At 42.8% G+C, this 16,082-nt stretch carries 11 protein-coding genes and 1 tRNA gene; 3 read left to right on the top strand and 9 right to left on the bottom strand.

The window, feature by feature from the left end; genetic code table 11:
- Positions 1 to 42 precede the first annotated feature (42 nt).
- From pta to GKR48_RS09015, 6 genes are all read right to left on the bottom strand, one after another.
- Positions 43 to 3,276, bottom strand: a complete 3,234-nt coding sequence (gene pta / locus GKR48_RS09040) for an autotransporter Pta (RefSeq protein WP_154627831.1) — start codon at positions 3,274 to 3,276, stop codon at positions 43 to 45.
- 475 nt (positions 3,277 to 3,751) lie between these two features.
- Positions 3,752 to 5,122, bottom strand: a complete 1,371-nt coding sequence (locus GKR48_RS09035; protein WP_154627830.1) for a class-II fumarase/aspartase family protein — start codon at positions 5,120 to 5,122, stop codon at positions 3,752 to 3,754.
- Positions 5,123 to 5,133: 11 nt separating this feature from the next.
- The gene (locus GKR48_RS09030; protein ID WP_154627828.1) at positions 5,134 to 6,690 is read right to left on the bottom strand and encodes a PTS transporter subunit EIIC; all 1,557 of its coding nucleotides are present in this window, start codon (positions 6,688 to 6,690) and stop codon (positions 5,134 to 5,136) included.
- 281 nt (positions 6,691 to 6,971) lie between these two features.
- On the bottom strand, positions 6,972 to 7,712 hold the full coding sequence (locus GKR48_RS09025) for a MurR/RpiR family transcriptional regulator (protein WP_006658526.1): 741 nt from the start codon (positions 7,710 to 7,712) through the stop codon (positions 6,972 to 6,974).
- Between the two features lie 312 nt (positions 7,713 to 8,024).
- Entirely contained in the window at positions 8,025 to 9,470 is a 1,446-nt protein-coding gene (locus GKR48_RS09020; RefSeq protein ID WP_154627826.1) for a glycoside hydrolase family 32 protein, read from the bottom strand.
- Positions 9,467 to 10,732, bottom strand: a complete 1,266-nt coding sequence (locus GKR48_RS09015) for an MFS transporter (protein WP_154627825.1) — start codon at positions 10,730 to 10,732, stop codon at positions 9,467 to 9,469. The genes GKR48_RS09020 and GKR48_RS09015 overlap by 4 nt, the downstream gene beginning before the upstream one ends.
- Positions 10,733 to 10,985: 253 nt before the next feature.
- On the opposite strand from GKR48_RS09015, the gene GKR48_RS09010 reads away from it, so the two are divergent.
- The gene (locus GKR48_RS09010) at positions 10,986 to 11,981 is read left to right on the top strand and encodes a LacI family DNA-binding transcriptional regulator (protein ID WP_154627824.1); all 996 of its coding nucleotides are present in this window, start codon (positions 10,986 to 10,988) and stop codon (positions 11,979 to 11,981) included.
- Positions 11,982 to 12,009: 28 nt separating this feature from the next.
- Positions 12,010 to 12,933 carry an aminoimidazole riboside kinase gene (locus GKR48_RS09005; protein ID WP_154627821.1) on the top strand — a complete coding sequence of 308 codons (924 nt, stop codon included), beginning with the start codon at positions 12,010 to 12,012 and terminating at the stop codon, positions 12,931 to 12,933.
- Positions 12,934 to 13,044: 111 nt separating this feature from the next.
- Here GKR48_RS09005 and GKR48_RS09000 read toward each other — a convergent pair.
- The 3 genes from GKR48_RS09000 to GKR48_RS08990 form a co-directional block, all read right to left on the bottom strand.
- Positions 13,045 to 13,120 (bottom strand) — tRNA-Phe (locus tag GKR48_RS09000).
- Positions 13,121 to 13,246: 126 nt separating this feature from the next.
- Positions 13,247 to 13,819, bottom strand: coding sequence for a division control transcriptional repressor DicD (dicD, locus tag GKR48_RS08995; RefSeq protein ID WP_442959365.1), 573 nt, complete (start codon positions 13,817 to 13,819; stop codon positions 13,247 to 13,249).
- Positions 13,820 to 14,010: 191 nt separating this feature from the next.
- The gene (locus GKR48_RS08990) at positions 14,011 to 14,304 is read right to left on the bottom strand and encodes a helix-turn-helix domain-containing protein (protein WP_154603522.1); all 294 of its coding nucleotides are present in this window, start codon (positions 14,302 to 14,304) and stop codon (positions 14,011 to 14,013) included.
- 534 nt (positions 14,305 to 14,838) lie between these two features.
- Here GKR48_RS08990 and GKR48_RS08985 point away from each other — a divergent pair.
- Positions 14,839 to 15,978: a glycerate kinase family protein gene (locus GKR48_RS08985; RefSeq protein ID WP_154627817.1), complete on the top strand. Its 1,140-nt coding sequence runs from the start codon at positions 14,839 to 14,841 to the stop codon at positions 15,976 to 15,978.
- The last annotated feature ends 104 nt before the right edge of the window (positions 15,979 to 16,082 follow it).

The raw sequence follows: 16,082 nt of genomic DNA, 5'->3' as shown, positions 1-16,082 counted from the left end.
AATCAACATAAAATTGACTCCGCCCTTTTTTAATTAACTGAATTAGAAGTTAATTTTTAATGTCGCGTTCACACCGCTGGAGCTCACGTCACTGTTATATTGACCTTGGTAAGAAACACCGAAAGTCGTGGATTTATTCAGCTGAGCATCAACCCCTAAGCCCACGCCAAATAAGTTATCTAACTTGCCACCACGAATTTTGGCTTCGCCAGTGTCAGACAGGAACAACATCGCTTCAGGGCGAGTATCACCAAATAAATGGCTCGCAGACACGTCACCTTTCAGTGTGAGATTTACATTACCCGCGCTGAATGGATAGCCGCCACGTAAACCAACAGTACCGACTTGGATATCTTGGTTGTCAGTTTTGGTGGTGAATTGCATATTACCCACTTGCTCATGCAAATTGTCGCTAGTCACATGCAGCCAGTTAAATCCAGCATAAGGCTCAACAGAATAACGATCATTATTCAGTTGGGTATAGGCACCTTCTACGAAGAACTGAGTAATTTTCGCATCATAGCTGGTGGAGTTATAACCGGACTCTTGGCCTACCCACAGCGTGCGTTTTGCATCTCTGTCTTGGTTTGTATGAGTGACACCGTAGTTAATGGCAGCAACATCCTTGATATTCGACACCCCGTAGGCACCAACATGTAGGTCATTGCTGTCAATTTTACCGTACTCATGGGCTTTATATTTAGATGAACCAGCCCCGAAGAACAGACCCGCTTTGGTGTGAGTGGCCACATCAATTTCTGCACCGACTAACGCTGCGTAGAAATCGGTGTCCATATTGCTGTAACCATAGTCAAGGTTGCCCCATTGACCAACACCCGTCATCCAAATACGCGCATTGCTGTTTTCAATATTGGCATAACGACCATGACCCACGCCGATAGCCTGATCTTTCACGGTACGAGTTAGACCTAATACGTTCACCACGCTGGCATTGTTCGCATTAAGGTACATATCACTACCGAGTGATTGATAAGTATTACGAAGGTCACGTTCGCTCATCGGTAGTGTTGCATCAAACAGCTGACCTTTAGCATTACTTTCTAATGCATTGGCAATTGAACGACTATTCTCATTATTGGCAAATGAAGCAAATGAGGTATCCGCTTTTTTGCTCAGAGAGCCTGTAATGGTGTTGTCTTTTACGGAAACGTCTTTTTGGAATAGCGCATAATCATCTGCGGCAGCATTATTGGTATTTGCTGCGAGCATTTTGGTTTTAGCGCGGTTGTCGGCTAAATTATCTGCGTTAACCGTACCTTGGATTGAATTATCATTAAGATAAACGTCTTTCAGTTGCCCAATATTATCAGCAGCAACGTCCAGTTTAGCGCCTTGATTTAAGGTCATATTGCCGACATTCACATCATGACCTGCGGTGACTAAATAGGTTCCTTTGTCGTTGATGTTGATATTGGCTTTATGGCTTTCATTGGAGACTAACTGACCTTTCTGCGTAAATTGGTCATTATAGCGATTAAGAACACTCAACGAGCCGCCGTTAACGTTCACGTCTGCAGTACCGAAGGATTCAGTAAAACCGTACAGAGAGCCTTGTTCGACGGTTGTACCACCACGGTAGGTGTTATCCCCTGTCATCACCAATGTGCCTTCACCCGCTTTGACTAAAGAGCCATCATACAGACCTGCATCGATTTTGGCTTGGATGGCCTCAGCACGTTTTTGGTAATATTCCTGACGCCATTTTTTAGCATCTTCTTTATCGACAATGTGAGACGTCGGGTCTGGGTTGCCATCGTTTACCACGAAATCGGTACCAAGATTATAATCGCCACCGGCATCGATACCGTGGGCTTTATAATCGGCTAACCATGCTAAATCTTCGGTTTCACGCTGATCTAACGCGGCTTGGTTGATGTCGTTTGTCCAGACATCGAGAGGTACTGCATCCAGTTGATATTCGAATTTACCTAAGAATTGACCGGGACCATACATACCTTTTTCGAGATCCGGTGTACCCCAACCATAGCGCTCATCAGGTACACCATCAGCGGATGTCCAACCTTTATAGAGGCTGCCATCTGGGTTGTAACGGTTGGCAGTTGTGAACATCACATCACGAACTTGCAGGGCATTCATGGATTGATAGCGGGACATTAATACGCCCATCGCACCAGTGACGTGCGGCGCTGCCATTGAAGTACCGCTAAAGGTATCCCAACCCGGATTACCGTTTTCATCCACAACGCTGGAATAGATATAGCGGCTAGGCGCAACGACGGTCCACCATTTGGCATTACCCGCTTCGTTGAACATACCTTCAATTTCATAGCCTGTTTTGTCTGCCGTTTGTTTTAATCCAGCAACCGCAATCCAATGTTTCTCAGCTTGTGGATTGAAATAAGGGTAAAGAGGGCGGTAGTACGGGTTTTTGAAATCACGGTTGCCTGTGGTGAAGACTTGAACAACATTGGTGCCTTTCACGGCATCATAGGCGGCATCCACAAAGGATGGATTATCCCCGTAGATTTTTTTGAAGTAGAAATATTCGTACTCAGTTTGTTGAGTGGTATCGACCGGTAAATGTACGGTGGTGTTACCGCCATCAGGGCCGACTGTTTTCCCTGCATCAATAATTCTTGGGTTGGTTCCCCAGCTGTTATTGATCACTTGGGCACCTGCATCCACCATGGCTTTCCAGCCTGTATAGAAATATTGGTAATCTTGATAAGGGCCGTAGTTATTGCTGTCGGTAGCTCCAGTGTTGCCAACGTAGACATCAGAGCCCCATGCGACCCCATGCATTCCTTCGCCATCACGGTTAGCGCCGACGGTGCCTGTCACGTGGGTGCCGTGAGTATCATTCACGCCTTTGATCCAATCTCCAGTCACATCGAAAGCTTGGCCTTTTTCATAGTGACCGCCTAATTCTTGAGGATAACGCATCCCCGTAGAGCCGTACTCACCTTTGGCTTTAACGGCGTGGAAGCGGGAACCACTCAGTTCTTGGTGAGATAATAAAGCACCGGAGTCCATGACTCCGATTTTAGCGCCTTGTCCATGATATCCCAGCGCGTATGCACTAGAAGCATTCATGGCGGCTAAGCCCCAATCATTTTTATATTCTTGGCTTTCCCAACTATTTTTATCACCGAGTTGCCCAGTTTCAGAGTAAGCCAGTGTATAACTAGAAAATAATAGAGCAGAGGTAATAATCGAGAGTTGGAAAATTTTTTTATTGATTACAGCTTTATTTTTATTGCGTGAAGATACAGCGAATTTGTGTGCTTTGTTCATTCTGATACCTTTGTTATCAATCAAAAAACATCATTAAGAATCAAAAACAGAATCGCAGAGATAATCTGTGTTTTATAAAAATAAATACTTGAACGACATCTCAAAATATTTTTATTTATCGAAAAAGTAGATTTATTGACTAGTCAATCACATGAAGTGCAGATTAATAGAACGTGAAAAGAACAAATTAAATGATAGTTCTATGTGGGGAATTAAATTAATTTTTGCTTTTGAATACAAGAATTAAAATTTAGATAAATTTATTGAGAATAAATCAGATGTGGTAACAAATTCATATTATTTATTAACAGTCATTCTTGCTAATTATTTTTTAATTATTAATGACTAATTTAAAGTAATGAACTATCTTTCTATTATTTAGCAATATTCATATTTTTATAACCAAAAAAAGCCGCCATTGTTTTCAAATGACGGCTTCAAAGAACGACTTTACGTTAAATTATTAAGCGAATAATTACTGATAAAGCTGTTTAATTTCTTGGGCTGCCGCTAAACCACGTTTCGCTTCTTTTTCTGCGATTTCCACGGATAGACCAATATACGAACGTGGGTCTAGCATGGCTTTGATTTCATCATTGCTAAATGCCGCCGTAATGGTTTCGTTCTTGGTGAGGTTAGTGTAGAAATCCTCGCCATCCGCTGCGGTTTTGATAGCTTCTTCATACAGTAATGAGTGCGCTTTATCTTTACCTAGCTTCTCAGCCATTTTCATCATTACGTATTCGGTATTATCTAACCCTTTATTTCTCAGAACGTTATGCAGCATTCTCTCTTCGTGAGGTACCAGAGTTCTCGAAAGCTCTTCGGTTCTTAATAAAATTTCAGTGGTCAGTTCCAGCGCTTCTTCGATAAGCCCATCGAATAACATATAAGAGCTGCTATCACCTTCATACGGTCTGACGGCAGAATACATCCCAACACTCGGTAACGAATACAGTTTTTGGGAGTTAGCAATAATCCCTTTCGCCAGTTTCGGGTTGATTTTGTGTGGCATGGTGCTGCTGCCCACAGTGCCTTTGGTGAATCCTTCAGACACTTCCGCTATTTCTTCCAGCGTCGTGCTGTATACTTCTTCCCCGATTTTATGGCAGATATTCGCCATCAGCGCTAAGTTTGCCATGTACTCTAATTTATGGGTGCTTAGGTTACGTGATGGCACTTCCATCGCATGCATACCCGTCAGTTCAGCAACGCGTTTTTGCACTTCTAAACCAATCCCCGGCATAGAGTTAAACGCGCCCACAGCACCACCCATCATGATGGTAAATACGCGCTTTTCACACTCTTTCATACGCTGGTAGCAGTCGATGAAATCGCTGATCCACACGGACACTTTGTACCCGTAAGTAATTGGGATAGCGTGGCGCCCATGGGTTCTGCCCGGCATCACCATGTGTTTCGTTTTTTCAGCAAGACCTGATAAGTTCTCGATGATCTCACTTAACAGCAGCATAAATTTATTATGGACTGTTTTCATCATGTACAGCTGCGAGCTTTGCTGAATATTTTGAGTGGTAATTCCGTAATGGATGTATTTACCACTCTCTTCAGAACAGGCATTCACCAACACTTTTAAGAAGGGAACGAAGCCGTGCCCAATTTTTTGGTAAATGCGGCTCATCTCTTCAAAATCAATGTTTTCAATAACCGCTTTTTCTTTAATTTCATCGGCCGCTGATTGGGGAATGAACCCCGCTTCAGCCTGCGCTTGAGCTAACATGGATTCAAACATCAGCCAAGTATTGTATTTGGCTTCATCCGATAACAGGGCTTTTATACCGCGGTCATCGATGGTTTTACTCTTAGAATCATATAAGGCTCTCATCATATATCCTTTTATTTCTTCATGAACTCATCAACAGCGTTGCGAACAAATTCAACTTTTGGTCCATACACTACGTGGACGTGGTTTGCCGATGGAAAGAAGAATGCGGTACATCCTGATTCCAACATTAAATCTTTATCAATTTTATTCACTTCTGCGACATCAATACGCATACGGGTAATACAGTTATCTACGTTACGAATATTCTCTTTACCGCCTAAGGCTTCAACAAGGATCTCAGCGATTTCGCCATAACGTTTTTCTTTAATTAAGGTATTTTTCAGGTTGCTCGACTCTTCACGACCCGGGGTTTTGATATCAAATTTGATAATCGCCCAGTAGAAGATGAAGTAAGTTACAACCGCTAGACCACCACCAATCAGGACTAAGAATATCCAGTTAGTGTGCTCGTACAGCAATCCAAAGATAGTGAAGTCAAACACGGTTCCACGGATATACCCGATAGCAACCCCAGCGAATGACAGTAACACTGCACCAATACCGACGATAATGGCATAGATTAAGTACAGCAGCGGTGCGATAAATACGAAGGTAAATTCGAGTGGTTCGGTCACGTTACCGAGCATCGCGGTCAATACCATGGTCACCAACATCGATTTAACTTCAGCACGGTTCTCTTTCTTCGATGTTTTATAGATAGCTAATGCAATCGCAGGGAACAGGAACAGCGTCACCAGCATTTGTTGCTGCGCCATAAAGCGCGTCAGGCTTGGCATCATTGCCCAGTATTCACTACTTGGACCTTGCTTAAATAACACTTCCGTTAAGGCTGGAACGACACCGACAAAGGTTTGTCCATCAATAACATAGGTACCACCCGCTTCGGTAAATCTAAACAGAACGTTCCAAACGTGGTGTAACCCGAATGGAATAAACAGACGCTCACCACCAGCGGTAAAGAATGGACCGACAGGGCTTAAGAATATGGCGGAAAGCTTCATCAAGCCTTGCACTAACACTTCCCAGATAAACGGTAATGTTCCGCCGACCATGATCATTAAGCCGACCATGATAATCGCGACTGACTTTTTACCCGAGAAGAAGGCGAAGGCGGTCGGCAGCTCGAGGTTATAGAATTTATCGGTGGCCCATGCACCAATTAACCCTGTAATAATCCCCCCAGCGGCACTGATGTTTAAGGTTTGAATACCTAAAACTTTAATCTGTCCCACTTGACCCATAATCGCTGGATCCGCCAATTTACCCGTGAGTACCAACCAAATATTCATGGTGATGATCAACGAAAGGTAACCCACAACGGAGGCGAAGACCGCGATCCCCTTATCGCGCTGGCTCATGCCGTAGGCAACCCCCATGGCGAACAGTAATGGGATGTTGTCGAAGATAACGCCCGCAATAGAACGGATGCTGACAAGTAATGCGTTAACGGTTTCATTGCCGAGGAAAGGGAATCGAGCAATCATATAGGTTTGAACTAATGCACCACTGATCCCCAGTATCATACCAATTGGAGCCAGAACCCCGATTGGCAGGAGCAGTGTCCTACCAAAGCGTTGGATTGACTCACCAAACTTTCTTTTAGCCATATTTTTTCCTAATGACGAAGAATTATTGAAATTAACTGGAATACTAGCACTGGGTTTTTTAAATGAAATGATGTTACGGTTTTAAATATTATCTCAGGTCACGCTTTAAGACATAGGTCATTTAAATAAGGTAAATCTTTAAAAATCATATTGATAATGATTTTCTTATCAATGTATTAGGGATTTTTTAAATAAATAATTATTTTAAAAATATCAAAAATAATTGAGTGAGGCGTAATTAACTAACTTTAAGCTAAATAAAAGAGAATAGAGGAACGTATTTACAGTAGATTTTCTAATTCATTAATAAGTAAATCTACCAGAATAAAAAATCCGGTTCTCGATTTTGAATCATCGCGTTTGGTGTCATAACTGTCGGCAAAGCAGAAAAGCGTGTTATTCGCATATGCGGTGAGTTCATTGGTATGAAAGGCGGTCATACTGATGATGTTGGCTTCTTTCAGTTGAACGATTTTGGCGGTTTCGATGATCTTTTTCGTACCGCCTGAAAGAGAAATAAAAATGACGGTATCATTTTGGTTAACCAGACGAGTAAAGGAGTCAGAAAGGTTGTAATCATTGATAAAAAAGCAATGTAATCCGAGGGAGAAGAGTAAATGCTCGAGATAATAGCCGACGGCTTTACTGGTTCCTCGTGCCACTAGGAAAATATTTCGTGAACCGTGCAATATTTTCGCACAGTCCCGAATTTGGTCTTCATTAATCAGCGTGAACGTTTTATGAATATTATTTTCGAGCTGCTTTTTATATGACGCTGGATTTTTTTTCTCAGCTTTATTCTGCGAAAGTATATGGTTATTAATTTGGAATTTGAGTTCTTTAAACCCACTAAAACCTAATTTCTGGGACAAATTAATAATGACAGTCTTAGATACAAACGTTTTGGCGACTAATTCATTAATATTTAAGTAGGGAATATCGGCAATATTATCGGTAAGATATTTTAATACTTTTTTTTCACTGACGGTTAAGTTGTCATAATTCTTTAGAAAATCTAGCATATCTCACCTGATCAATAGAGTCTCAAAAGCCCATTTTAGTCTGGGTTCGCGTGTTATTTATGATGATATCGACACTGTGTGAAGTGAGCCAAAGCTCAATAGAGTTGATTATACGTTAAAGCCGTATTTTATGCAGGTTTTCCGAGAGTTTTTTTGATGTGAATGACTTATAAGGTCGATGATAATACTTATCTATTTAAGCTAAGAATATAAAAATGAGACGGACCTCAACCAGAGTCTAAAAGATTAAAAACGCCTTGTGATAAAGCACATCACGAGGCGTTTTTGTTTATCCCAATTCCTGCTCAATCATTATTTGAGTTGCCAAAGCGTTCCTTCAGAAATAACCGCGCTGCCATGAGAAGCAAATAACATTAGCTTGCGCGCATTAGGCTGGGGATATATACGGCTAGACATTGTGGCGTCACCATCATTGACAAAGACTTCAACGGAGGAGCGGTCAATAAAAATACGCAATGAAAGTTTATCGCTCGTAGGTAATGGAATGCTGCGATAACCGTCCAACTCATATTCTGGGTAGTGCCGCCAGAGCACTAAGCGTTGAGATTGGCTATCAATATACAGCTCTAATCCATCGCCAACTTTATTACCTAGCGCTATGCCATATCGTTCTGCATGGCTTTGGCGTATATCCCAAACGAGTTCTAACTCGATGGCGCTGGAATGGTCGAGTAACACTTCCGTATTACTGATCGAGTGCGGCTTAATGGGTTGGCTCTGTTGGCGCAGTGAGTTGGCTTCAATCACTGGGCGTTGGCATAAATGCCCATCTCGTTCAAATAACTCGCGTGGTAAGGTTAAGCAGCCCGCCCAGCCTTCTTGTTTTGATGGCATCACTGATTCCCACATATCCATCCAAGCCATAATGACACGGCGCCCATCCGCTGTAGTGAAGGATTGTGGTGCGTAGAAATCGTGTCCATTATCCAGTTCAGTCAATTTTTGGCTTTGTATAAAGGCGCTTCCTTGTTGCCAGTGACCTTGAATTACGCCGGATTGGAAGCGATTACGATACTGATAACCTGTATTTTGTTGGATGCCTTGTGGTGAAAACATCAAATAGTGGTGGTCGCCACACGAGAAGAAATCTGGGCATTCCCACATATAGCCACCATCAATGTCAGCATGGGCGAGGATTCGATCAAGTTGCCATTCGCGGAGCGAGTTACCTTTATAGAGCAGTGTTTGCCCACAATTTGCTGCGTCTCGTGCACCTAGTACCATCCACCAAGTGCCATTTTCTTGCCAAATTTTAGGGTCACGAAAATGCATAATGCCATCAGGAGGCGTTAGTACAATACCTTGTTTTTCAAAGTGAATACCGTCAGTACTGGTTGCTAAGCATTGAACTTCACGGATAGCGCTATCGTCACCGGCTTCTTTTAGCCACACATGCCCTGTATAAATGAGTGAAAGGATTCCATTATCATTTACAGCACAACCCGAAAAACAACCATCACGATCATATTCATCACCCGGCGCTAGCGCGATAGGCTGATGTTGCCAATGGATCATGTCATGGCTGGTGGCGTGACCCCAATGCATCGGCCCCCAATCAGCACTCATTGGGTGATGTTGATAAAATGCGTGATATAACCCATCAAAGTAGATCAAGCCATTGGGATCGTTCATCCAGCCAGCGGGGGGCGCAAGATGGAAGTCAGGGTAATAGGTGTTTCCACGTTGAGCTTTAAGTTGCTTAAGGGCAAATTGTGCTTGCTGAAGTTTCTGTTTCATAGTTCCACCGTTTTTTTCGACGTTGTCATGGGGTTGCTGACGGTTGATGTGTTTTCTGATTGCAGAAGCACGCTAGAGATTATCGTCATGGAAATGACGATGGCGGCGAGGATCATATAAGTATCGGCGAAGCCTAATGTGTCATAGCCGTACCCTGCTAACGGGGATAAGAATGAAGCACACAGTGACGCCGTAAACTGGAAGCCGACTAAATAGATGGTTGCGGATAAGCGTTTATCAAATACAGACGTAATGTATTTAAATAATGAAATTAAGAGAATAGGAAGTTCAACGGCATGCAGTAGCTTCATTAATGAGATAGTGATGGCGTCATCGGCAAGTCCTGAACCCAAAATACGTAGCGCCATGATCAAACCACTTAACAATAGACCCCGTTTAGCACCGATACGATTTACAAGGAAAGGCGCTAAAAACATCCCGCCTGCCTCTAAAAAGACCTGAAGCGAGTTTAAGTAGCCAAACATCTCATTACCTTCGTTTTGGTTAGCAAACAACGAGGCAAAATAGACCGGAAATTGTTGGTCGTAGACGTTATAAACACTCACACCACAGACAAATATTACTAAAGACCAAAATGAGCGCATACGTAAAAGTCCCAGCGCATCAGAGACAGTTAGCGATTGAGTTTTACCGAACTCAAGCTCATTCATGGTATGAGGGCGAACATTGCGTAAATGCCATAACAGGATGATGAACAGCAGTGCGCTGGCAGAACCCATAGCAAAGTTTAAATTGGGGTCGATATTAAATAATAACCCAGCAAAAAAGGTGGCGCCTGCCCAGCCCAGTGAACCCCACATACGGGCACGACCATATTCAAAACTCGCAATGCGGCTAACACGTTCAGTGTAGGATTCAAGGGCGCCAATGCCGGCAAAGAAAGTTGCGCCAACATAAATGCCCAATGCGGAAGCTCCCGCAAAAATGTTCCATTTTAATAACGGGGTACAGACAAAAATAAACCAAGGTCCGCTGATTAATAGCAATCCACCCAGAAACCATAATAGATTTTTGCGTAAGCCAAGTCTGTCTTGGATAAACCCGTAAAGAGGCTGAGCACAAAATGCGGTTAGGCTGATAACAGAAAAAATAATACCCGTATCGGTGCCTTTTAGGCCAATTTTTTGACTGAGCCACAGAGATACCAAGGAAAACACGGATGACCATGTCCAAAAGAAAGTAAATAACAAACCACTTAATGTGAGATAGGCATGCATGTTAGCGCGTGTTTTTTTGCCCATAGCTATTCTCCTACTGTCAGAATACCTATATTGTTAATGTTAACATCAGCATTAGAAAAGAAGGCATTGTGAATAAATATGATGTTAATCACCAATGTTAACATTAACATTGGTGGTATGTGAGGGGTGTCACAGGTTTTTTATTATCACAATCATGTGGCTATTTTTTGGTTGATATACTCCGATGAAAAGACGTTGGATAAGTCATTTCATCGCTTAAGACACATGTCGAATTTAGAGCGCAGAGGGCAAAATGGTACTCTTAAAAGATGTCGCAAAGCTGGCGGGTGTTTCAATGATGACGGTTTCAAGAGCGATTAATAATCCTGAGAAACTGAAAAAAGAGACACTGGCGCGTATTCAAAAAGCAATTAGCGAAACGGGTTATACCCCTGACCTCTCTGCACGCATGATCCGCGGTACACGTTCAGGACAAAAGCCTCGAACGATTGGGGTATTGGCGCTAGATACGGCAACGTCTCCTTTTTCTGTCGATATCACGCTGTCTATTGAAGAAACGGCGCGTTCACACGGTTGGAATAGCTATGTGGTGAACATGCTAGAAGGTGATGATCCTGAAGCCATTGCAAGTCTACTTTTTTCTCATCGCCCAGATGGCATTATTTACACGGCAATGGGACTTCGACAGGTTGAAATTACCAAGCACATGATGAAAGTGCCATTGGTACTTGCTAACTGTGAAAGCTTAAATGTACAAACTGCGAGCTATGTACCTGATGATGAAGATGGGCAATATAACGCGGTTAATGCACTATTAAATGCAGGTTATCGTCGACCATTGTGTCTATATTTACCTGCCAATCATCCAGCGACTATCCGTCGATCTCTTGGGGTCAAACGTGCTTGTGAGGAGCATGGGATTCATGCCGACACGCTCATTCATCATTTTTTGACGACGGACAATTATTCGGATATTCCTGAAATCGTGCGTCAGCAGATCCACCATCGTAAAGCGAACTTTGATTCAGTCATCTGTGGAAACGATCGGATCGCCTTTATTGTTTATCAGATCTTGCTAGAAAGTGGATTAAAGATCCCAAAAGACGTGGCGGTGGTTGGCTATGACAATATGGTTGGGATCGGTGAATTATTTATCCCTCCGCTTTCAACGGTACAGCTTCCCCATTATGAGATAGGCAAGCGCAGTGCGTTGCATATCATTAATGGGGAGACACACCGAGATACTGTTTATATTTCATCGCCTTGGCTACCAAGGGATTCAATTTAATTTTTAACTATTATCTGTGGAGTAATTTATGACCGATAAAGTGTGGGTCCTTGGTGATGCTGTCATTGATCTGATCCCTGAAAGAGATGGTTGCTTATTACAGCTTCCGGGAGGAGCGCCTGCCAATGTCGCTGTTGGTATCGCTCGCCTTGATGGTCAAAGTGGGTTTATTGGTCGAGTGGGGAACGATCCATTCGGTCGCTTTATGCGCCGTACACTCGCGCAAGAGAATGTGGATATCGCTTATATGAAGTTAGATCCACAACATCGCACATCGACCGTGGTGGTTGAACTTGATGACGAGGGGGAGCGGACTTTTACGTTTATGGTACGTCCTGCGGCAGATCTTTTCTTAGAAATTGACGATTTACCCGTATTCCAGAAAAATGAGTGGTTACATGCTTGCTCTATTGCTCTTAGTGCTGAGCCGAGTCGTAGCACAACATTTCATGCCATGGAAATGATTCGCCGTGTAGGGGGGCGAGTGAGTTTTGATCCGAATATTCGAACTGACCTATGGCAGGATGAAACCCTGTTACGTGAGTGCTTAGATAAAGCGCTGACATTTGCATCTGTGGTGAAGTTATCCGAAGAGGAACTGTTTTTTCTAAGTGGTAAAACCGATATTCAGCAAGGTATTACACATCTTTCAGCGCAATACTCTTTTGATTTACTGTTGGTCACTTTAGGTAAAAATGGGGTGATGGTGTGTTGGCAGGGAGATATCCTGCATTATTCTGCTAGACCCGTAGTGGTGGTTGATACGACAGGTGCGGGAGATGCTTTTGTCGCAGGTTTACTGGCAGGGCTGGCGGTGTATGGTCTGCCGCGTGATGAAGACACGCTGGGTGTGATTATTGGGCAAGCACAAATTTGTGGTGCGTTAGCCACGACTGCGAAAGGGGCAATGACGGCATTACCTTATCGTCAAGCGCTACAAAAGAGCCTTTAGTATGATTTTGTTTTTATGGATATTGTGAAAATGCAGCAAGGACGGAACGATTTATCAACGTGATTTGCCAGAAAAGCAAAAACCCGCCACTAGGGCGGGTTCTTTAAATAGTGGTGCCCGGACTCGGAATCGAACCAAGGACACGGGGATTTTCAATCCCCTGCTCTACCGACTGAGCTATCCGGGCAACGGGGCGCATTAAACCGTATTAGGCTGTTCTCGTCAATGCATTTTTAATAAAAAAAACCATTTTCGTACTGAGTGTTTTCTTTTTCGACAAAAAACGCCTGTTTAACGCGCGAGTGTACGAATTTTAACTTAATGCGCCTTTTTTACGGCACAGAGCGATAGTCAAAATATCTTCAGAAAGCTGTTGAGCAATTTCCACATCACGGATATCACGATTAACCAACAAGCGATTTAAACAGCCTTCTAAGACCAACTCCATCTGATTGGCGACGAGTTCTGCATCTTCAATATCTAGCTCATCGAGCAGCTGCTTAGTAAAGCTGAATGAGTTGGATTTTTGCAGTCGGCTTAATTGGTGGATAGGGTGTTCTGGGTTTGGGTAATAGTTGCAGGCAGAAATAAACAGGCAGCCAGGGAAACGTCCTTCACGAACTTTCTCTGCCAGTTGTTGATAACGAGCCATGAGTTTTAGTTGTGGGCTGAGTCGCTCATCTAATAAGGTTTGGCGCTGCCACACTTCAATTTGCTGCCCGTGATAGCGTAGAGAATCATAAACGAGTGCTTCATCATCAGGCCAAAATTGGCGTAAGGTCGTAAAATCGGACTCAATTTCAGTGAGCAAGCTTTCTGTCGAGGCGGATAACCCCTGTTTCTCTAACTGGTTTAACGCATGGCTCAAAATAATGTCGCGCTGGATACTCATCGTTATCTCCATCACAAGATTTGCTAATTTTTCCATCATAGCAATGTTCAAAGTTGATTTATAGGCGTTGATTTTGTCACAAGTATGAGGAAGGTTGAGGGGAATTACGGGGAAGTCAGAGAGTGAAGAGGCAGAGAGGCGTTACCCTCTCTATACCTAACGAGTTGTTTAGTAGAAACAAATTCCTAGTTAAACAACTTATTCTCCATATCAATATCGATATGATAAAAATTGAAAATATTTTGTAGGAACTCATCAATATCGTGCTTTTTTAATTCTAAAGCATGCAAAATTCCCAAAAGATTTTGAATAGTAATCGCATTGACACCTCGCTCATATCGAGAAATCTGTTGTTGGCTGATGCTTAAACGAGAAGCGAGTTCAGCGCCCGTGAGCCCAACAACTTTACGTCGTCGTTTAAGAAATGAACCAATGTAAGTGGATACTTCATGGTTATCGAATTGTTGATTAGCTAGCATGATCCCTCCATGCGAGTTTTATTGAGATAATAGTATTCAAAGATAATTAAATATTATTATCTTTAATTGGCGAGAGTAGTCGAAAATTGACTATATCAATTTAGGCGTATTTAACCGCTAAGTTAAACTAATTACCAATATTTATGACGGATTGATAGGCTATTTTCGATAGTTAATAGCTATTTCGATCACTCAGTTAGTGAGTAAGATCCTGAAGGATTATGGGTCTTATGTTTGATTATTTTAATTTAATTAGCTCAATAATCTGGATTATGGGGTTTTGATTGGTTTATTATGGCGATAATTACTGACTTATTTTCTATAAAAATAATGCAAAAAATAATAATGAAGTATGAATTAGGTAATGGGCTGTTACACTTATATATATATTATTCATAAATATGTTTCGAGAGAAAGATTTATATTTACTTCGTCATAAATATACAGATTTGTTTATTGATTATCGGCATTATTTTAAATAGTTTATAGAAATAAGAATAAATATGACATCGTGCAAATAAGGAATGCTGATTAATGAAAATTATCATTGCACCTGATTCTTTTAAAGAGAGCATGAGCGCCGAGCTTGCAACTCAATCAGTGATAAAAGGCTTTCAACGCGTGTTTCCTGACGCGGAATATATTTCGCTGCCAGTGGCTGATGGCGGAGAAGGAACGGTGGATGCGCTGATTGCGGCACAGCACGGCGAAAAAATACCAGTTACCGTGGCAGGTCCTTTGGGACTCCCTGTCATGGCTTATTATGGACTATTAGCTGAAAGTAAGACAGCGGTGATTGAAATGGCGCAAGCCAGTGGGTTGATGTTAGTGCCTATAGCCAAGCGAAACCCGATGTTGACGAACAGTTATGGTACGGGAGAGCTGATAGCCAATGCGCTTGCTCTAGGGGTTGAGCGGATTATTCTAGGGATTGGCGGCAGCGCCACAGTGGATGGTGGTGTCGGCATGTTACAGGCGCTGGGTGTTCGATTTTATGATGAAAATCATCAATTACTGAAGAGCAAGGGGAATATCCTTTCGCAGATAGCGCATATCGACATTCAGCAGCTTGATCCGCGTTTATCTCAGTGCAAAATCGACATTGCTTGCGATGTGAGTAATCCCTTGGTTGGGGAACACGGCTCTGCGGCAGTTTTTGGCCCACAAAAAGGAGCAACGCCAGAAATGGTGGCAGAGTTAGACAACGGGTTAAATCAGTTTGCGGCGCTTCTTCAGCAGTTAACGGGGACTGACTATCGTTATCTTGCTGGTGGCGGCGCGGCGGGGGGGATTGCTGTTGCAGCAGCTGCGCTACTCGGCGGTGAGCTTAAATCCGGTATTGAGATTGTGATGGACGCTTTAGCGTTTGAGCAACACTTACAAGATGCCGATTTGGTGATCATCGGTGAAGGTAGCATGGATGGGCAGACTGCTGGCGGAAAAGCGCCTTTTGGTATTGCGAGACTCGCGGCAAAACATCAGGTTCCGGTTATTGCATTAAGTGGTGTGTTAGGGGATGGGGTGGAAGGGCTGCACCAAGAAGGTGTAACAGCGGTATTTAGTATTCTTCCAAGATTGTCTTCGCTTAGTGAGGCACTTAAGCAGGGTGCAGAAAACTTAGAAAATACAGCATTCAATGTGGCTCGAGTATTGAATATGGGGCGCCATCTTTGAAATAAAAGCGAAGCGCATTTATTTGATGGAAAATAAGCTAACTTATCCAATATTTATTTTATATGCACTTTTTCCGATACCATGACGACGAGTTATTTGATAAA

It is taken from the genome of Providencia sp. wls1943 (assembly GCF_009706275.1).
In the GTDB taxonomy this organism is placed as follows: Bacteria; Pseudomonadota; Gammaproteobacteria; order Enterobacterales; family Enterobacteriaceae; genus Providencia; species Providencia zhijiangensis.
This window is presented reverse-complemented; position numbering and strand designations above follow the sequence as displayed.